The 19,293-nt window shown below is 34.2% G+C and carries 14 protein-coding genes and 1 CRISPR repeat array; of the genes, 8 read left to right on the top strand and 6 right to left on the bottom strand.

Features of this window, described 5'->3' with window-relative positions; all coding sequences use genetic code 11:
• Nucleotides 1-27 precede the first annotated feature (27 nt).
• The 7 genes from FFWV33_RS16995 to FFWV33_RS16965 all read left to right on the top strand — a co-directional run bounded on the left by FFWV33_RS16995 (nt 28) and on the right by FFWV33_RS16965 (nt 6,536).
• A complete protein-coding gene (locus FFWV33_RS16995; RefSeq protein WP_108742005.1) occupies nt 28-1,485 on the top strand; it encodes a phytoene desaturase family protein in 1,458 nt (485 codons plus the stop codon).
• A 14-nt stretch (nt 1,486-1,499) separates the two neighbouring features.
• A complete protein-coding gene (locus FFWV33_RS16990) occupies nt 1,500-2,339 on the top strand; it encodes a phytoene/squalene synthase family protein (RefSeq protein ID WP_108742004.1) in 840 nt (279 codons plus the stop codon).
• 34 nt (nt 2,340-2,373) lie between these two features.
• Complete coding sequence (locus FFWV33_RS16985) at nt 2,374-2,814, top strand: sterol desaturase family protein (protein WP_108742003.1); 441 nt, start codon at nt 2,374-2,376, stop codon at nt 2,812-2,814.
• 45 nt (nt 2,815-2,859) lie between these two features.
• The gene (locus tag FFWV33_RS16980; RefSeq protein WP_108742002.1) at nt 2,860-3,561 is read left to right on the top strand and encodes a lycopene cyclase domain-containing protein; all 702 of its coding nucleotides are present in this window, start codon (nt 2,860-2,862) and stop codon (nt 3,559-3,561) included.
• 239 nt (nt 3,562-3,800) lie between these two features.
• Nucleotides 3,801-4,262 (top strand): SRPBCC family protein, encoded by a 462-nt coding sequence (locus tag FFWV33_RS16975; RefSeq protein WP_108742001.1) that lies wholly within the window; start codon nt 3,801-3,803, stop codon nt 4,260-4,262.
• On the top strand, nt 4,262-5,557 hold the full coding sequence (locus tag FFWV33_RS16970) for a cryptochrome/photolyase family protein (protein ID WP_108742000.1): 1,296 nt from the start codon (nt 4,262-4,264) through the stop codon (nt 5,555-5,557). Before FFWV33_RS16975 ends, FFWV33_RS16970 begins: the two co-directional genes overlap by 1 nt.
• Nucleotides 5,558-5,627: 70 nt before the next feature.
• Entirely contained in the window at nt 5,628-6,536 is a 909-nt protein-coding gene (locus FFWV33_RS16965) for a TIGR01777 family oxidoreductase (RefSeq protein WP_108741999.1), read from the top strand.
• A 391-nt stretch (nt 6,537-6,927) separates the two neighbouring features.
• On the opposite strand, the gene FFWV33_RS16960 is transcribed toward FFWV33_RS16965, so the two are convergent.
• Nucleotides 6,928-7,518 carry a YceI family protein gene (locus FFWV33_RS16960; protein ID WP_108741998.1) on the bottom strand — a complete coding sequence of 197 codons (591 nt, stop codon included), beginning with the start codon at nt 7,516-7,518 and terminating at the stop codon, nt 6,928-6,930.
• A gap of 63 nt (nt 7,519-7,581) precedes the next feature.
• The gene (locus FFWV33_RS16955) at nt 7,582-8,982 is read right to left on the bottom strand and encodes a DNA recombination protein RmuC (protein WP_108741997.1); all 1,401 of its coding nucleotides are present in this window, start codon (nt 8,980-8,982) and stop codon (nt 7,582-7,584) included.
• A 376-nt stretch (nt 8,983-9,358) separates the two neighbouring features.
• On the opposite strand from FFWV33_RS16955, the gene FFWV33_RS16950 reads away from it, so the two are divergent.
• Nucleotides 9,359-10,393 (top strand): lactonase family protein, encoded by a 1,035-nt coding sequence (locus FFWV33_RS16950; protein ID WP_108741996.1) that lies wholly within the window; start codon nt 9,359-9,361, stop codon nt 10,391-10,393.
• 285 nt (nt 10,394-10,678) lie between these two features.
• Nucleotides 10,679-13,071: a CRISPR direct-repeat array (repeat unit 46 nt; unit sequence GTTGTGAATTGCTTTCAAAATTGTATTTTAGCTTATAATTCCCAAC).
• 115 nt (nt 13,072-13,186) lie between these two features.
• Here the strand turns inward: FFWV33_RS16950 and cas2 are convergent.
• From cas2 to cas9, 4 genes are all read right to left on the bottom strand, one after another.
• Nucleotides 13,187-13,534 carry a CRISPR-associated endonuclease Cas2 gene (cas2, locus tag FFWV33_RS16945; protein WP_108741995.1) on the bottom strand — a complete coding sequence of 116 codons (348 nt, stop codon included), beginning with the start codon at nt 13,532-13,534 and terminating at the stop codon, nt 13,187-13,189.
• Nucleotides 13,535-13,564: 30 nt separating this feature from the next.
• Entirely contained in the window at nt 13,565-14,458 is an 894-nt protein-coding gene (cas1, locus tag FFWV33_RS16940) for a type II CRISPR-associated endonuclease Cas1 (protein WP_108741994.1), read from the bottom strand.
• Between the two features lie 123 nt (nt 14,459-14,581).
• A complete protein-coding gene (gene tnpA, locus FFWV33_RS16935) occupies nt 14,582-15,013 on the bottom strand; it encodes an IS200/IS605 family transposase (RefSeq protein ID WP_108741993.1) in 432 nt (143 codons plus the stop codon).
• A 179-nt stretch (nt 15,014-15,192) separates the two neighbouring features.
• Nucleotides 15,193-19,254 carry a type II CRISPR RNA-guided endonuclease Cas9 gene (gene cas9 / locus FFWV33_RS16930; protein WP_108741992.1) on the bottom strand — a complete coding sequence of 1,354 codons (4,062 nt, stop codon included), beginning with the start codon at nt 19,252-19,254 and terminating at the stop codon, nt 15,193-15,195.
• Nucleotides 19,255-19,293: the final 39 nt, after the last annotated feature.

The raw sequence follows: 19,293 nt of genomic DNA, 5'->3' as shown, positions 1-19,293 counted from the left end.
TGTAAGCATTAAGTAATAGTTAAACACATGAAAAAAAGTATATCCATTATAGGTTCGGGATTTTCGGCATTGTCTGCTGCTAGTTATTTGGCAAAAGCGGGTCACAAAGTGACTGTTTTTGAAAAAAATGATAGCATAGGTGGTAGAGCTAGACAGTTTAAAGCTGCGGGTTTTACATTTGATATGGGGCCAAGTTGGTACTGGATGCCAGATGTATTTGAACGTTTCTTTGCTGATTTCGGGAAGAAAACAACCGATTATTATGAGTTAATAAAACTTTCTCCTGCATATAACGTATATTACGGAGAACAAGATTTTATAGCCATAGCAGATAATTTGGAAGACATCGTAACTACTTTCGAATCCATAGAAAAAGGCAGTGGCGCAGAATTACGTGATTTTATAGGCAAAGCAAAAAGCAATTATGATATTGCAATCAAAGATTTGGTATATCGTCCGGGAGTTTCACCTTTGGAGTTGGTAACTATAGAAACAACAAAAAAGCTGGGTCAATTTTTTAGTACCATCAAAAAAGATGTTCGTAAAAAATTCAAGAATCAAAAATTGGTTCAGATTTTAGAGTTTCCGGTATTGTTTTTAGGTGCAAAACCTTCAGATACGCCTTCGTTTTATAGTTTCATGAATTATGCCGATTTTGGTCTAGGTACATGGCATCCAAAAACAGGGATGTATGATGTGGTCAAAGCCATGTCAAGTTTAGCAACAGAACTAGGCGTGGTTTTTAAAACCAATTCGAATATTGACAAGATAATCGTTGAAGCTGGGGTTGCAAAAGGAATCGTAGTCAATGGAGAAAAAATACTGTCAGATGTGGTATTAAGTGGCGCCGATTACCACCACACCGAAACGCTTTTGGATGCACCATACAGAGCCTACTCTGAAAAATATTGGGAAACAAGAGTGTTTGCTCCATCGTCTTTGTTGTTTTATGTTGGATTTAACAAAAAAATAAAGAACGTTGCACACCATGATTTGTTTTTTGACGTTGACTTTGATGCACACGCAAAAGATATTTATGATAAGCCAAAATGGCCAGCAGATCCTTTGTTTTATGCTAATTTTCCATCGATTACAGACCCAACGGCTGCGCCAGACGGAATGGAAGCTGGGTTTTTCTTGATTCCACTTGCGCCAGGTATAAGCGATACCAATGAGTTAAGAGAGTTTTATTTTGATAAAATTATCACTAGATTTGAGAAGATTACACAGCAGAAGGTAAAAGACGCCATTGTTTACAAAAAATCGTTTTGCAAAAATGATTTTGTATCAGAGTATAATTCCTTTAAAGGAAATGCTTACGGAATGGCAAATACCTTATTACAAACGGCATTTTTACGCCCGAAGTTAAAAAGTAGTAAAGTAGATAATTTGTTTTTTACAGGGCAATTAACAGTTCCGGGCCCAGGAGTACCACCGGCATTAATTTCTGGAAAATTGGTTTCAGAATTAATTATTAATCAATAGTAAGTAGCGTAGATATGAAGAATTTATTTGATACCGTATCGTTCAAGTGTAGCAAGTTGGTTACCAAAAATTATAGTACTTCTTTTTCATTGGCGGTGTACATGCTATCGCCGAGCATCCGGAATGATATTTATAGTATTTATGGATTTGTCCGTTTTGCAGACGAAATCGTAGATTCTTTTCATGGATTTGACAAAGAAGACCTCATTAATGATTTCGAAAAAGAATATTACAAAGCATTCAAAGCAGGTATAAGTTTGAATCCAATTCTAAACTCTTTCCAGCAAACCGTAAAAGAGAACAATATCTCTGATGATTTGATTCAGGCTTTTCTAAAAAGTATGAAGTTAGATTTAGTCAAAGGTAATTATGATACGGTCGAAGATTACAACGAATACATTTATGGCTCTGCCGATGTGGTTGGTTTGATGTGTTTGAAGGTTTTTGTAAAAGGAAACAATGCCAAGTATGAGGCTTTAAAGGGTGAAGCCATGCGTTTGGGATCTGCTTTTCAAAAAGTAAATTTCTTGCGAGATTTAAAAGATGATAATTTGATTTTGAATCGTAATTATTTTCCAGGTGTAGATTTAAAATCGTTTGACGAAAAAAGCAAGCAAGCAATTATTGCCGAGATCGAAGAAGATTTTAGAATTGCCCACCAAGGAATCAAAAAGTTACCAATCGAGGCAAAGTTTGGTGTGTACACTGCCTATGTGTATTACAAAAAACTGCTTCATAAATTAGAAAAAACACCTTCGCACCAAATCGGAAATACAAGAATCAGGGTTTCAAATTACTCCAAAATGGGGTTGCTAGCCAAATCGTTTGTATCTTATAAGTTGAAGTTGGTTTAACAAGGATTAGAATTAAATAAAAATATAAAATAAGATGATTTCATTTTTAATCACATTAGCTGTTTTTTTAGTCATGGAGTGTGTGACTTGGTTGACACACAAATACGTTATGCATGGATTTATGTGGTATTTTCATGCCGATCACCACCAACCAAAATATGCCGGAATCTTTGAGCGCAACGATATCTTTTTTGTGATTTTTGCCATTCCGAGTATTGTGTTATTTTATCTTGGTGCTCAAGCAGGTTTTAATCATTTGTTTTTCATAGGTTTAGGAATCACAATCTACGGTTTTTGCTACTTTATGATTCATGATGTTTTAATTCATCAACGTTTCAAATGGTTCAAAAACAGCAAAAATAAATATTTAATCGGTCTAAGAAAAGGACACAAAGTACACCACAAACATTTGGGCAAAGAAGAAGGGGAGTGCTTCGGGATGCTATTTGTTCCCTTTAAATATTGGAAGATCTAAGCAACGCAATTTTTAAGTTCAAAAACCGTAATTTATACCAAGAAAATGTCTCTTTACCTTATTCTAAATATCGCATCGTTTATAATTCCGTTTTTATACAGTTTTGAAAAACGAATGCGTTTCAGCAATCGGTGGAAAGCATTTATTCCATCTTTGGCCATCACAGCCATTTTTTTTATCGGTTGGGATATATTTTTCACCAAAGTAGGTGTCTGGCATTTCAATCCTAGGTATCATACAGGTTTAGAGATTTTTGGCCTACCCATAGAGGAGTGGTTATTTTTCTTTTGCATACCCTACGCGAGTTTGTTTATTCACTTTGCGTTTCATTATTTTTTACCCAAAGTAGCGTTAAGCCCAAAGGCTGTTTTTCGAATCTATGCGGTAATTATAGCAATAGTTTTACCTATTTTAGTGCTTAATTTTGGTAAGTGGTACACAACCGTCAATTACAGTCTATTGATTATTTTGTTGACCTATACCGTTATAAAAGCGCCACATGTTTTACAAACATTTTTCATCACGTTCTTACTTATTTTAGTGCCTTTTGCTTTGGTCAACGGAATCCTAACAGGTAGTTTTATCGATGAACCTGTGGTGTATTACAATGACCTCGAAAATTTAGGCATTCGATTAGGAACCATTCCGGTAGAGGACGTAGCATACGCTTTTTCCATGTTATTAATGTCATTAGTAATCATGGATAAGATCGAGCGCAAGCCAAATAATTTGGGTGTGCCCCGCTAAAAGTTCTTTGTGGTTAGAGCGGGTCAGGCTGTACGTTCCCGCTTTTTTTATCCGCCGCGGCGGATAAAAAAGAGCTCCACTACCATCCTTCACACAAAATAGCATTACCATCCTATTTTGTTCTATCATATAATTTGGAACACCCAAGTAAAGAGTGTTCAAATATGTTTTGTGATTCTAGATTATTAGAATCCGAGACTTCACATCCTATCCATAAGTTCAATTTTAATCCTACGATCATGAAATTATATAAAAAAGAATCTGTTCAATATGTTGATGCAACATTAGACGAATGTTGGGCTTTTTTTTCGAGTCCAAAAAATTTACAAAAAATCACGCCTCAAGACATGGGCTTTCAAATCACCGATTATGATGGAAAAAGTATGTACCCAGGTCAAATTATTCAGTACCTAGTATCACCATTATTGGGATTAAAATTATCTTGGGTGACCGAGATTACTGCTGTAAAAGATAAGAGCTACTTTATTGATGAACAGCGTTTTGGTCCTTACGTAATTTGGCACCACAAACACTTTTTTGAAGCTACAGCCACAGGTGTAAAAATGACAGATGTCGTCCACTACGGACTTCCACTAGGTTTTTTGGGTCGAATAATGAATACGTTAGTCGTAAAAGCAAAGTTAAACGAAATTTTTGCCTACCGCGAAATGGCAGTTAATAAACTATTTAATTCAAAATAATGAGTAAAGCTAAAGTTTCTTTTTTCTGGTTTCGAAGGGATTTACGACTCGAAGATAATGTTGGGCTTTTTAATGCACTAACCTCTGATGTTCCTGTGATTCCAATCTTTATTTTTGATAAGGCAATTTTAGAAAATTTGCCCAAAAATGATGCTCGTGTGACTTTTATTCACGAATCGCTACAGAAAATAAACGAAGCCTTGAAAACCAGCGGTACCTCGTTACTCGTCAAACATGGAAATACAGTGGCGGTTTGGCAAGAATTGATGCTTGAGTATGATATTCAGGGCGTATATTGGAACAAAGATTATGAGCCCTTTGCCATTGCCCGAGATTTGTCAATTAGTAGCGAATTAAAAAACAACGGAATAGAAAGCTTTAGTTTCAAAGATCAAGTAATTTTTGAAGAAAGCGATATCACCAAAGCCGATGGTTTGCCGTACACGGTTTATACGCCTTTCAAAAATAAATGGTTGGCCAAGTTCAAAACCGATGGCCCATTGGCTATTTATGATACAGAGAAACACTTTTCAAATTTCTTCAATTCTAATTTTGAGTTTCCTACCTTGTCAACTATCGGGTTCGAGGAAAGCAGTATAAAGGTAAAAACACACAATCTTACCAAAATTAAAAATTACCAAGACCTGAGAGATTTTCCAGCTGTTGACGGAACTTCGTATTTGTCTCCCCATTTAAGATTCGGAACCGTAAGCGTTCGTAAACTGGCAGTGTGGGCAGAAAAAACAAATGCTGTTTTCTTGTCAGAATTGATATGGAGAGAGTTTTTTATGCAAATTTTGTTTCATTTTCCCAAAGTGGTTACGAATAATTTTAAAAGCGCCTATGACGGAATCGAATGGCGTAATAATGAAGAAGATTTTAAAAGGTGGTGCTCAGGTACTACAGGTTACCCCATGGTGGACGCAGGTATGCGCGAGCTTAATGAAACGGGTTATATGCACAACCGTGTACGTATGGTCGTAGCGAGTTTTTTGTGTAAACATTTGATGATTTCATGGCAGTGGGGCGAAGCTTATTTTGCTCAAAAATTGTTGGATTATGATTTGTCTGCCAATGTAGGTAACTGGCAATGGGCAGCAGGGACTGGTTGTGATGCAGCACCGTACTTTAGGGTTTTTAATCCTGAAATTCAAATGAAAAAGTTTGATGAAAAAGGGGTATATATTCGCAAATGGATTCCAGAATTTGATCTTGGCTACGTAGGGCCAATGGTGGAGCATGCCTTTGCACGTGACCGTGCTATTGCTACATACAAGGCCGGAATTGTCAAGTAAAAAATAATAATCGATCAGCTACTTTTAGTTAATCTTAGGATAAATGGGAATGCACTAAATACATTTGATTATGAAAAAGAAAGTTTTAATAACAGGAGGAACAGGTTTTGTGGGACAGCACTTAACGCAGTTGTTGGTAGATAACGGATTTGAAATAAGTATATTAAGTCGTTCGAAAAGAAAAAACACACCAGCAGTATCGTATTACAAATGGGACTTAGAAACGCAATATATAGACAATAAAGCAGTGCTCGAAGCTGATTACATTATCCATTTAGCTGGTGAAAATATAGCTGGTGGACGTTGGACTGAGAGCAGAAAAAAAACGATTATTGCCAGTAGGGTAGAACCAGTAGAATTGATCAAATCAGTTTTGGCTGCGAATGGAAAAATGGTGGAAGCCTTTATTTCAGCTTCGGGAGTGGGCTATTACGGTGCTATTACTGATGCTAAAATATGCAAAGAAAGCACAGATCCCGAAAATGATTTTTTGGGTACAACTTGCCAACTATGGGAAGCTGCCGCAGATGCTATGCATCTCAATGCCAACCGAATCGTAAAAATACGAACTGGACTGGTTCTAGGCAAAAATGATGGTTTCTTAAAAAAGATGCTTCCTCCTTTTAAATGGGGAATAGGATCTCCATTAGGTTCCGGAAAGCAATATATGCCGTGGATTCATATTGACGATCTGTGTGCCATGTATTTACTAGCCCTTCAAAAACCAGAAATGGAAGGTGCTTACAATGCGGCTATACAAGACAGTACCACAAACAAAATATTTTCGAAAACATTGGCTGCGATTATAGGATACAAAATGTGGTTTCCTGCGGTGCCCGCTTTTGTATTGCGTCTTCTGTTGGGGAAAATTGCAGTGATCGTTTTAGAAGGCAGGAGAGTATCAGCAAGCAAAGTCGAAAAGTTAGGCTTCCGCTTTAAATATATCAATCTTGATTCAGCAATTCGTTCTTGCTTATAATCCTCAAATTACTATTTCACTTTCGAAAAAAAATAAAAATAGCACTGTATAAGTGCTGAACTTTATACATTGGATGAAATTAGTTATAATCGCTAAAAATTAGCGATTATAATCTAAATTAAAAGTCATGTACAAATAAAGAGGCAGTCTGTCCCGAATTAAAGCTTCGGGACAGGAGTCTAAACTTCTTTTAGTATACATTGCGACAAGTTCAATGTAACAATTTTATAAATCAACCTTAAATGCAAGGATTTAACATTATAAATAATTGCAATTTCACTATAGAATATAGCTTAATTGAACCTGCTTAAAAGTGTTTTTGTGCAAAAGCAGCTCATTTCTATTTGGTAATAGTTGACTTTTCAAATTCATTAACTTTTCTTCAAAATTATTAATTTGTTGGTTTTGTTTGTACCGTGATGGCTCCCAAGTTCGTGGCCTCGGTTTGAAAGGGAACTTCAATGCTTATATTTACCGTTTTTGAAATTTTATTTCGAATTAGAAACGGAATCTCAACTCTATAATCATCTGTCAAAACACTAAAATTTGATGTCAGTACAAAACCTATCATAGTACGTTGCAAACGAATCGTAGCCGTAATGTTTTTGGATTGTCCGTGAATTTTTAGTTTACCTTTTATCAAATAGTTAGTCGGATAATCAGTTATGGCATTCAGATCGAAGTTTTCGATAATACCTTTAAAATTTGCATTTGGATAACGATCTGTTTCTAAATAATGATCGTTAAAATGCTGCTCCATGAGACTGCTTGCAAATCTAAATTTAGTCATCGGGATAGAGAAGCTTATGTAGCCTCGTTTGGTATTGAGCGCAACGGCGACCTGCTCGTTTTTGGCTGCAACAGGTTCAAAAATGGGAACAGAAGCTTCAAATTGAGCAGTTGCATTGGATACGGTCAATGTTTTTTGCGAAAAACAGATTTGGGAGAGTAGGAGCGTGAGTAGGAGTAGATTTGTTTTCATGATAAAAGAGTTTTTGGGGGCTCCTTTAAAGTTACGCTTTTTTTAAGTCAAAAGAAAGTGAAATCAATTCGAATTTGAACTATTTGATGCTTCAATTTCGGGCTGTATATCGTTACTCGCTACTGCGCGATTGATGATGTTTTCGGGCAATGACTTTTTGGCTTTTGCCCCCATCTTTTTCAGTTTTTCGACACTTGTAATCAAATTACCTTTTCCCTCTACTAATTTATTCATCGCACCGCTGTATTCTGTTTTGGTTTCTTCGAGTTTCTTTCCGATTTTAATTAAGTCTGTTACAAAACCTTCAAATTTATCGTATAGCGCACCCGCTTGGCGAGCAATTTCAAAAGCGTTTTCTTGCTGTTTTTGGTTGGTCCACATGCTATCAATAGTACGCAAAGTAGCAAGCAAGGTAGCAGGAGTTACAATCACAATATTTTTTTCGAAAGCTTTATTGTACAGCGAATTGTCTTCGTTCAATGCTAAAGCAAATGCAGGCTCAATCGGGATGAAAAGCAAAACAAAATCGGGACTTTCAATTTGGTATAAATCATGATAATTTTTCTCGCCCAATTGCTCCACATGTCGCCTGATCGATAGTACATGCTCACGCAAATAGCTAGCTTTTAATGCATCATCTTCTTCATTCACAAAACGTTCGTAGCTAGTAAGCGATACTTTAGAGTCTACAATCATTTTCTTGCCATCGGGTAAATTAATCACCACATCTGGGAATACACGGTTGCCTTCGGCAGTTGTAAAACTTTGCTGCACATGGTATTCACGGTCTTTTTCTAAACCCGATTTTTCAAGCACACGCTCCAAAACCAATTCGCCCCAGTTGCCTTGCATCTTGCTGTCACCCTTTAATGCTTTGGTCAAATTCAAGGTTTCTTTGCTCATTTGCAAATTCATTTCTCTAAGTCCCAAAATTTGTTGGCGCAAAGCGGCATGATAGTCAATGCTTTCTTTGTGGGTATCATCTACTTTTTTTTCGAATAACTGAATCTTTTCTTGCAACGGTGACAAGATGTTTTTCATGTTTTCTTTATTCTGTTCGGTAAATTTGGTTGACTTTTCGTCTAAGATTTTATTGGCTAGGTTTTCAAATTCTTTAGTGAATTTTTCTTGTAACTGTTCTACTTCTTGTTTTTGCTCTTTGTTGCGCTCCCATAAATTGTCAAAATCAGCTTCTTTCTTGGATAACTGAATCACCAAACTTTCCTTTTCGTGACGTAATTGTTCTTTTTCGTACTGTACTTTTTCTTGCTTTTTTTCGAAAGAGAGTCTGTCGCTTGCCAATTGTTCTTTAGTTTGTTGAACTTGTGCCTGCAATCCTAATATGCGCTCGTCTAAACTGCTTTTTGCGGATCGAAAGTTTGCAGACGAAAGCAATTTACCAATAATAAATCCAAGGAAAATAGCAATGAAAAAAATAAGAGAGTTGATAACAAGTGCCGACATGTATGATGAGATTTTAGAATCGTAAAAGTACGTAAAAATTAAATTGATAGAGAGGGTGGGAGTTATGAGTTATGAGTTTTAAATTATGAGTTGGACGATGGGATTATTATTTAAAGTATAAGTGACATTATTATTATTATTATTAGTAAAAGAAATGGTCGCTATCGTACTAAAATGTAGTCGCTATACTCTTTTCAGCCTGCTGAAAGTTGATTTTATAGCTTGATATAGATAAAAAGAAATGTTAAAAGTTGTTACGGAGCTACTAAATTCCCGCTATTTCGTTTCGCTTTTGTGTAAACAACTAAATTTTGGAAATTGAGAGAGAAGTTATATTTTAGCTTTAAAATATTGTCTCACCAAGTACCGTTTGCACATGCATTTTTTTATAGGATCATATACACATATGCTTACGCCTACTTTTGGTGGTCGCGGTGACGGAATTTATGTTGTTCATATCGATGAGCAGGGCACCGTTGAGTTGGTTCATACGGTACCAACTGAAAATCCAGCGTACTTAGCAATTAGTGATGACAATCGGTTTTTGTATACCATCACCGAAAAAGAACAGGATGCAGTTGTAAAAGCATTTACTATTCATGCTGACTTTTCACTTTCGTTTTTAAATCAAGAATTAATTCCGGGCAGTTTACCTTGCCATTTGGTTTATTGCAATGGTCATATTGTAGTGGCCTGCTATGGTTCAGGCAATGTTTTACACTACCAAACACAAGCTGACGGGAAAATTATGCCTCACGCCAGTCACCACATACATACAGGTAAAGGTGTAAATGCGAGTAGGCAAGAGGCACCGCATGCACATCAAGCCGTGCTTCATCCCGACCAAAAAACCTTGTTTGTACCTGACCTCGGAATCGATACTGTAAAAGTGTACGAGTTAGGTAGTAGCTATCTACAGCCAAAACCAGATCTCGATATTACAACCGTGGCAGGTGGCGGAGTGCGCCATTTGGTTTTTAACAAAGCTGGAACTTTAGGGTACCTATCGCACGAACTAACAGGGCAAGTGTCGGTTTTGGAGCAGCAGAATTTAAATTGGGAAGTTGTAGAACTCCACGAATCATTGCCCGCTTCCTATGCAGGAACTCCAATTGCTTCTGCGATACGTTTGCACCCAAACGAACGTTTTTTGTATGCTGCCAACCGCGGATATGATGGTATTACAGTTTTTGAAGTACAAGCTAATTCACTACAACTCAAACACCATTTTAAAACCCATGGCGAAGAACTACGCGAATTCAACATCACCCCCGATGGTCGATTCCTAATCGCCTGCCATCAAATTTCGGATCAAATTATGACCTTCAAAATCCAAGAAGACGGTAGTTGCGAACTAATTTCACAAACAGACAGCCTGATTTCACCGGTTTGCGTTTGTTTTTTGAAGTGATAAGGAGCTATTTCCTGCTTTCCACTTCATTCTTATTTATAGCCTTGTTTTTTTCTACGACCATAAAGGAGCTTCTTTCAGTCGCTCTTTATAGTCAAGAAAAAATACAATTCTATTGCATAAGGAATTCCGTTTTAATCAGGGCTAGGGGTACAGTTGTTAAAAAAGGTAATTGTGTAGAATAAAAAAATCCCACCGAAGTAGGATTAAAGCCATTTTGGCCTCTTAAACATCCAATTCACAACGGAAAAGTATTGAGGCTGGTTAAAGGCGACGTACTTTTCCGTTGTGAATTGCTTTCAAAATTGTATTTTAGCTTATAATTCCCAACTAATTTTAGCCATTGAATTTAGTGCAATATGTTGTGAATTGCTTTCAAAATTGTATTTTAGCTTATAATTCCCAACTATCCGGAGCATAAATTTTAGACGTAACAAGTTGTGAATTGCCTTCAAAATTGTATTTTAGCTTATAATTCCCAACATTTATACTTATTATTGCTTTAAGCGTACTGTTGTGAATTGCTTTCAAAATTGTATTTTAGCTTATAATTCCCAACTTAGGTTCTGCTTTTAGTTCAGGAGCTTCTGTTGTGAATTGCTTTCAAAATTGTATTTTAGCTTATAATTCCCAACGGTTGCAGGTGTTGTGGTAGGCGAAAATAGTTGTGAATTGCTTTCAAAATTGTATTTTAGCTTATAATTCCCAACGAATACTTCAGACCATGTTTGTAATGGATTGTTGTGAATTGCTTTCAAAATTGTATTTTAGCTTATAATTCCCAACTTATTTCTCTTGACATAATTCTTTTCTATGTTGTGAATTGCTTTCAAAATTGTATTTTAGCTTATAATTCCCAACAAAATAAAATTATGAGATTGTAAATGTAGGTTGTGAATTGCTTTCAAAATTGTATTTTAGCTTATAATTCCCAACGTAACAGATATTAATAGTATTTCATTATCAGTTGTGAATTGCTTTCAAAATTGTATTTTAGCTTATAATTCCCAACAATATTGGGTAAGAAGGGGAGACGAAAAAGTTGTGAATTGCTTTCAAAATTGTATTTTAGCTTATAATTCCCAACGGATATTTTAACACCAGAGCTAATTGATAGTTGTGAATTGCTTTCAAAATTGTATTTTAGCTTATAATTCCCAACTAAAATAGAAAGTTTTCTTTGTGAAAATAGGTTGTGAATTGCTTTCAAAATTGTATTTTAGCTTATAATTCCCAACGTAACAGATATTAATAGTATTTCATTATCAGTTGTGAATTGCTTTCAAAATTGTATTTTAGCTTATAATTCCCAACAATATTGGGTAAGAAGGGGAGACGAAAAAGTTGTGAATTGCTTTCAAAATTGTATTTTAGCTTATAATTCCCAACGGATATTTTAACACCAGAGCTAATTGATAGTTGTGAATTGCTTTCAAAATTGTATTTTAGCTTATAATTCCCAACCGCCCTTAACTACGGGTTCTATTGTTTTTAGTTGTGAATTGCTTTCAAAATTGTATTTTAGCTTATAATTCCCAACAATGAAGCATTAAATAAAATAACTGCTGAGTTGTGAATTGCTTTCAAAATTGTATTTTAGCTTATAATTCCCAACTAATCCTTCTCCGTTTGCATCCCAATATGGGTTGTGAATTGCTTTCAAAATTGTATTTTAGCTTATAATTCCCAACTGTTTTTGTACTTTCTTCTTCTTTATAGAAGTTGTGAATTGCTTTCAAAATTGTATTTTAGCTTATAATTCCCAACTGACATAACAAGGATAGAAGTAGGTATAATGTTGTGAATTGCTTTCAAAATTGTATTTTAGCTTATAATTCCCAACAGAATATGCTGATGAAAGGTATAGAGGGAAGTTGTGAATTGCTTTCAAAATTGTATTTTAGCTTATAATTCCCAACGTTACCGCAAGGATGCGATACTCATGCAGTGTTGTGAATTGCTTTCAAAATTGTATTTTAGCTTATAATTCCCAACTCCAATTGTTATTTGTATATTTGCTGAACAGTTGTGAATTGCTTTCAAAATTGTATTTTAGCTTATAATTCCCAACTCCAATTGTTATTTGTATATTTGCTGAACAGTTGTGAATTGCTTTCAAAATTGTATTTTAGCTTATAATTCCCAACTGACATAACAAGGATAGAAGTAGGTGTAGTGTTGTGAATTGCTTTCAAAATTGTATTTTAGCTTATAATTCCCAACAAAATTATCGGAATATACGATTAACTTTAGGTTGTGAATTGCTTTCAAAATTGTATTTTAGCTTATAATTCCCAACTCGAATAGCCAATAAGAATAACCCCCTAATGTTGTGAATTGCTTTCAAAATTGTATTTTAGCTTATAATTCCCAACCAATTGATACTGTTAAGGATTCATTTACTGTTGTGAATTGCTTTCAAAATTGTATTTTAGCTTATAATTCCCAACTAATACTAATCCAATTATCTGGACGAACATGTTGTGAATTGCTTTCAAAATTGTATTTTAGCTTATAATTCCCAACCTTAGTTACTTTTAGACAATTGAAAGATATGTTGTGAATTGCTTTCAAAATTGTATTTTAGCTTATAATTCCCAACAATCATGGATTTATACATATATCAGAATACGTTGTGAATTGCTTTCAAAATTGTATTTTAGCTTATAATTCCCAACATACCGCGGTTTAATCGTTTGATATGTTGTGAGTTATGGCTTTATTTTGAATTCAAAAAAAGATGATAATTATAGTATTAGTTATCAGGGGGTTACTGTTTTCTAAGTCCTACTTTCAAAATAATTCTAATTGTTGAGATGGTTTTTCTGGATCAACCGGTTTTTTGCCGTAAAATAGTTCCATCATTCCAAACTGTTTATCAGTAATTTGCATGACTCCTATTTTGCCGTGTTCTGGGAGGTTGCTCTTTATACGTTTTGTATGTACTTCGGCATTTTCTCTACTAGCGCAAAAGCGCATGTATATAGAAAATTGGAACATAGAGAATCCATCGTCTAATAATTTCTTTCTAAATCCAGAAGCTATTTTACGTTCCTTGCGGGTTTCTGTTGGCAGGTCAAAAAATACTAATATCCACAAACTTCTATATTGGTTTAAACGTGTGTAATGTTCATCATACATAATACGTTATTTAACATTCCTTATATTAAATTAAAAAACAGGGTATAAAAGTTTTCGTGAGGAGCCTTCAAAACATTCATTTAAAGAATTTGTTGTTCGACTCATTGCAACCATCAATGGACTGTTTTTACCATCTATACAAACGTCTATAGAGGCAATACTCAATAATTGTTTTTTCATATCTATGGTAAGTTCTTCTATAGTATCTTCATTTTCGATAATATTACTCACAATTAAATCTACATACGGGCGGTAGGGCTCCATGATGTCATCGGCTAAGCAATAAGCATTGTATTTGTTGCGGTGAAAGATACCTAGTGTGGGTAACATTCCCGAGCTCACCAATGCCCGAGCTGTAATTCCTCTTAGAATAGCATATCCGTAGTTAAGTAAATTGTTTGGTGCTATTTCTTTTTGGCCCCTGGTGAAATTTTCGATTGTAAACAGATTAGCCCAATAGAAAACAGCTGCTCTTGATTCGTGATTGAGAGCATCTCCAGAACTTACTTCTTTGGCCCAGATTTCCATTTTGCGACAAGGAATACCTTTTTCCTTAAGCAAACCTGCTTGGTTGGAAATTTTGGAACTAATGGTTTGCTGCCATAAATTCTTTTTTAGCGGTACAGAAGCATTAATTTGGTTCTTAAATCTTTCTGTTTGTTCTGTATGACCACTCAAAGGCATTAACAAACCAATTGGTAAATGATATTGATCGCAATTGATCAGTGCTACATTATTATTGGTTAGTTTTTCTAATAAACCATTTGTAATGGTGATTTGTTGGTTTTCAAGAACAATTACACCAATATCTTCTATAGCTACCGTTTTGGTTTCTAGGCTCTTGTCAGGATAAGAAATGACTAATTGCTCATTTTTGGTGCTTAAATAAGCTGGATTACCGAAAAATAGGGTGCGTTTTATCATTTTTTAAGATTTAAAATTCATTTAAAATATTTTGGATAAAGTGAAGTGGCTCTAGCTTTTGAATTGCCTCCACCTTTAGCTGGAGGTGAAATGTGAAAGTGCAACAATGGCTTTAGCCAAAATTTATTCCTTTTGAAATTTATATTTGGTTATGAATTCATTGTATTCCTCTGCAAAAGTATGTTGGCTATGATGCTCCTCTTGATTTTTAATGTAGTTTCTAACTTTGTCAAGTATCGATTCTGATACCGAAACTGCAAAGTATTCATCTTGCCATTCAAATTTATTCAAACACAGTTTACTTTGATTAATCCAAAAAGAAGATTCTCCCTTAATTAATTGCATGGTTTTTTGGATTGTTTGATCTGCTCCCAAAGAAACCAGACAGTGACAGTGATCAGAATACCCATTAACAAAATCAATGTAAATTCCTTTCTTATCACCATTTTCTTTGATATGACGCCAAACTTTTTGTCTTAATTCTTTGTTGTCTAAAAAGGGAACTCTATTTTTTGTACTCCAAACAAAATGGATATAGGTTTTGATATAAGGCATAAATCGAGATTTTAAATGATTTAAATTTTTCTTGAATTGCTTCTATTTTTAAATGGATGGATTAAAGATTTGATTTTAGAAAGGGCTTTAGCCAAGTGTTTTGGCTAAAGCCTGTTCTGTGTGTTTGTATTTTGTTGAATGGGTTAAAACCCAATCCTATTCAATTAATCGTTTTTAAACTAATATTCTCCTATTTGGACGATTTGTCCTAGATGATTAATTCGTATTTTAATTATATTTGAAAAATAGGGTAAGCTTTTGATTGATTTAAATGCAATGTCTTTTAATTCTTTTTTATCATTTAAAGTGGTCTCTAAATGTTGCCTAAACACATAATCTCTAACAGAACTATTTCCATATTCAACTTTTGAAAACTTCTGCACCCTAAACATGTTAGGGCTAATCAAATGATAATTTGCAGGATTAAATAAATCAACTTCTTGCGGATCAAAAGAATCTGATGGGAAAATAAAATATTCATTTTGTTTCATTGTGAATAGAAATTCCCACCCATATTTATGCGTTTTATTTATTATAGATAAGCCAAGGTTTTTACGAACCACAGCATCATAAAAAGAAACAACCTCGTCCTGCAAATTTCCTTTTTCATCTCTATAAATGGCAACATGATGATTGTTTCCAGTACTTACAAAATCAACAGGAATAGGGTTTTCGTCTTTATCTAAAATTTCATTTCCAAAATTATCTTTTTTGGTGTGCAAAGCCAGCGCATTACTTACCCCGCTAATGGTTACTCTTTTCATAGCAATCCCTTTGGCTTTGTTTTGCCAAATAGGATTTTCGTCAAGGTTTACAAAAGCTTTTTTTGCATCTCCCTTAAACTCATTCAAGCGATTTTGAAGAATTTGCCTTAAACCAACGTCAATTACTTTCTCTAATTTTAAATCTGGAGTAATATCTTTACGAATAGTATAATTGTCTTCTAGCCAAACTATTTTCACTTTTTCGGGAACTACAATGTTATCTTCCAAACTAATGTAAATGGGTGTTTTTGCTAATGAGTTTTTACCAGTGAAAGCTTTTTTCGGGTCGTTGTCATTTTCTGATAAACGTTTCAATAAGGCTTCGCGATATTCTTTTTTAGCTACTTTGGCTATGTAATCTTGAGTGAAATTAGCATTTACCTTTTCTTCTTTTGTGGCATATTGCTGCATTTTACCATAAACAGTTTCCTTATGTAATTGACCACGGGGGGTAAGTTGAAGTTTTTGATTGGTACCTCCAATTTTCTTAGTGATATTTTTATTATTGGTAACTACTTTATTTTTGGCTTTGTACGAAATCAAAATACTTTCAAGTTGTTTTTTTGCTTCGCTTCTAAAGTTAGGCATAGGTTCTATAAAACGTAGCTTGTTATTCTTGTCTCTTTTTAAGTATTTGTTTTCAATTCCAATTATTGAATTACCTTTTTTATCTGTATTTGTTCTGGCATTCAAATTATTTAAATATTGAATATAAGCTGGTTTGGTAAAAGCTACTGTAATGGCGTCCATAGCGTGATGGCGATGGTCGTTGCGTTTCGTCCAATCTTTAATTTTATACAAGCGTTCCCCATTTTTTCCTTTCTCCTCATAGGTCAAACCTAAGGTGTCATATTTATTCCAATTGAGTTCTTGCATAACATCAATCAATTCCCAATCTTCACGCAGTTTGTCGGTTACACTTCCGATAGTAGCGGTTACATTTCGTGAGACTTCTAGTAAAATTTCTTTTGCTTTCTTGGCTATATATTGCGTTTCTCTTAGTTGGCGATCAATGAAACCTTCAGGGATTTGATTGTCAGCTATCAATAATTTATTTTGCTTCGTTCTACTAATTTTACCGAACATTCCTTTTATTCTTTTTTCAAATTGATCAAATTCTTCTTCTGTCAATTTTTCTTGTAGAAAAGAATAAGCAGTTTTATTGCTCTTTTCGATATTTAAAGTTCTTTCACATAAAGTTTTATTGGAGAAACTATCGTCAAATAATCTGGATTTTGGTATAATGTGTTCGATATCATAATCTTTGGTAAACAATCTTGAGGGCTCGATTGGTTTACCGGTATATAAAGAAATTCCACCAGTTTCTTTCCAAAGTTTGTATCGAATGATGTCATTTCGGGTAACTCTAGCAATCCCATATTCTACAGCTAATAATTTACGAATATCGTCATGAGTTTTTGTAGCATTGTTTATTGCTTTAGTCATCTCATTACGTTGTTCATTATTGGCTTTGAGTTCTCTAGCCAGTTCCACTCGAATCTCATCAGGTTTACCCATATTTGGGTCTTCAATGATCGCATTGATAACGTTTATCATTTGATTGAGAATTTTCTCGACCACAGGATTACGTAAACTGTTTTTCTTCAATAATTCCAATTGATTTTTTAAAATTCGACTCTCATTTTGTTCTGTAGTCAGTGAAGAAGAGTGATTGTACCCAGTTAGTAAACAAGCTTTGTCATAAATATGACCATCCATCAAATGAGGAAGTACTTTTTTGATTGCTCGCGCGCTCAAACTACCATAATCGGCTTGTAAATTTATATTTAAAAGAAAAGGGATGTGGTTTTCTTTGAAACCAAATTTTTTCATTAAAGTTTGTTTTAAAACTTCATCCTCTTCAGCTGAATATAATAAATGCCATAATTGATAATAAGGTTGTTTGTCAAAGTCATTACCCTCAATTGAATTGTCAAAATATAATAAACTAGTATCAATTCCTATTGTTTCAAACAAAGGAGATATTGCGTTTCTTATCTCTGAATGTGACATTTTAGTAAAATCTAAATCATAACCTTCTATTGTTAAAATTTTTTCAAAAGCTTTAAAAAGTGCGGTGTTTGTCCTGTTTCCTTCAATTTTTTTAAAATTAACAGTATGAGTTCCTTTTTTTAGCTCACAAAAAGTTAACATTTGAATATCGGTCATACTTTCTTTAAATAGTAATTCTTGAGCGATATTATTTTTTAACTCTTCACCTAAAAGGAAAGGCTCCTTTGTGGTTTCGTTTTTTACAACAATATTGTTTAAATTTTGCCAAATCCTAAAATCTTGAAATAAAGGAGACGATTTAGGAATAGCTTTATGTCCTTTCTCAAATTCGCAAAAACTAACTAAATGTTTTTGTGATTTTAATTTTCGTTGGTAGAAAATAGTTATGTCACGAACTTCAATTTTCAATTTTTCATCTAATTCAGGATAAAATTTTGATTGTGTTTCCCAAATTTGCTCAAATTCATCTACATAATCTTGTCTGTAAAAAACTTGATTTTTTAGTTTTGCATGTGAATTTTGCTCCAATTGCTTAAATTGGAATTGACCAACCGTTTCTTGGTTAAAATATAATTCTTTACTTCGGTCGCTTATCGCTCCTAAATAGCCACTAGATTGGTTAATTTGATTATTGATTTCGGTTAGAATAAACGCTATAACTTTTAGATCTAATGCACAAGATAGGCTGTCATTCCTCCATTTGTAATGTTGTAATTTAGTTTGTTCTCTAGTACCTTTATTTTCGGAAAGTTCAATTTTTAAGATTTTGGTAAAATGCTGTGAAGTTGCGGTTCTTGTTTTACCTTGGATTTCTTCAAGTAGTTTGGAATTGAAAATTTCTGGATAAAATTGATTTTGAAAACGGATAATTCTTTCTAATTCTGTTTGCAAATCCGAGCGATAAAATTCGGGAACAAATTTACCTCCATTCAAAAGTGAATTATAAATCCATTCGCCAGGTGTTTGATTCTTATCATTTAATTCTTTGGCAATTTTCATTCCGTCAATTGCATCTCCTTCTTCAGCAGTTTTTGCTTTTCGACTACTTTTATAGCCTCTTTTTTTGTTGAGCATTAGTAGAACCTGAACTAATTCTTCTTTTGAAACCTGCTCTGTGGCAGATTTGGCTCGTAATTTATAAGATGAAAAAGTAGTTTGTTTGCCTGTTTCGGCATAAACATAATTGGAAGTTATAAAATTGTTTCCTCTGAAAGTTTGTAATAAAGCATTTCTTCTTTGTTTAAAACGTTGTAATCCTCTTCGAGCGCCACGCTTTAAAGTTCGGTCTGCATTTATCGATATAGTATTACCCTTTTTAAAATCGGCTTCTTCATCTGTAGTCAATGGTACGATTCTAACTCCAGAATTTATAATTGAAGAAATTTCACTTTCATTTTCTGCTTCGTTAATATAAGCCCATCCAATTGATGTAGTCCCCAAATCCAATCCTAATATTTTTTTCATTTTTTATAGTTGTAATTATGATGGTTTTTCTGTTTTATT

The organism is Flavobacterium faecale (assembly GCF_003076455.1).
Classification (GTDB): Bacteria; Bacteroidota; Bacteroidia; order Flavobacteriales; family Flavobacteriaceae; genus Flavobacterium; species Flavobacterium faecale.
Note: the sequence above shows the minus strand (reverse complement) of the source record. Positions and strands in the feature narration are given on the sequence as shown.